This window comes from Pseudomonas sp. MD195_PC81_125 (assembly GCF_014060985.1).
Lineage (GTDB): Bacteria > Pseudomonadota > Gammaproteobacteria > Pseudomonadales > Pseudomonadaceae > Aquipseudomonas > Aquipseudomonas parakoreensis.
The window spans coordinates 1-677 of the sequence record NZ_JABULD010000830.1; the positions used below are offsets into that span (position 1 = coordinate 1).

The window sequence follows — 677 nt, forward strand, 5'->3', positions numbered from 1 at the left end:
CAACGAYTTTTTTTGAATGGCTCATGATAATGCCTCGATAGTTGAAAAAAGCGGTTTCAAGTGCCTCAGCATTACCTGGGCTCCACCAGCGACTGGCGGTACTCGGTCGTGGTTATTCCTGCGTAGCCCCAGTTATCGGTATCGACTTCCTCGATCACGATGTGCGTCAGGTGCGGGTCCTTGTTGAGCACCGTCTGCATGGTTTGTGTGATCTCGGCGATCACCTGTGCTTTTTGTTCGCTGGTAACGCCGTCGCGGGTGATCCGAACGTTGATGAAAGGCACGGGAAAGTCTCCAGTTCGCGTCTCATCGGCATGATGAGACGGCAAGTGGAATGAACTCTATAAGCTGGCCTTGAATGAATAAATGCGGGCCCGGTTACTTCATTTATGACGCCGTGTAATGAATAAAAGCCGCGGTCCTCGCCACTGTGTCATCGACATCGGTATGCTTTGGGCACTTCGCGAATACTCGGTGTGATGAATATGAAGCGTCATTTTGATGACCTGCAGCTAGGAAGCATCGAGCTATTTTGCCTGGCCTCGGAAACGGGCAGTTTTACGGCAGCCGCGCAGGTAGCCGGTGTGACGCCTGCAGCAGTAAGCCGCTCGATTTTGCGTCTTGAAGAGCGTCTGGGGTCACGTCTTTTCGTCAGAACCACACGCAGCATCCGGATG

At 52.8% G+C, this 677-nt stretch carries 2 protein-coding genes; one reads left to right on the forward strand and one right to left on the reverse strand.

Annotated features, from left to right (window positions below; genetic code table 11):
- Window positions 1-71: 71 nt before the first annotated feature.
- The gene (locus tag HT737_RS29560) at window positions 72-284 is read right to left on the reverse strand and encodes a 4-oxalocrotonate tautomerase family protein (RefSeq protein ID WP_095669182.1); all 213 of its coding nucleotides are present in this window, start codon (window positions 282-284) and stop codon (window positions 72-74) included.
- Window positions 285-485: 201 nt separating this feature from the next.
- Between HT737_RS29560 and HT737_RS29565 the strand changes: the two genes are divergently transcribed.
- A partial coding sequence (locus tag HT737_RS29565; RefSeq protein ID WP_182404593.1) for a LysR family transcriptional regulator occupies window positions 486-677 on the forward strand: 192 nt, incomplete at its 3' end.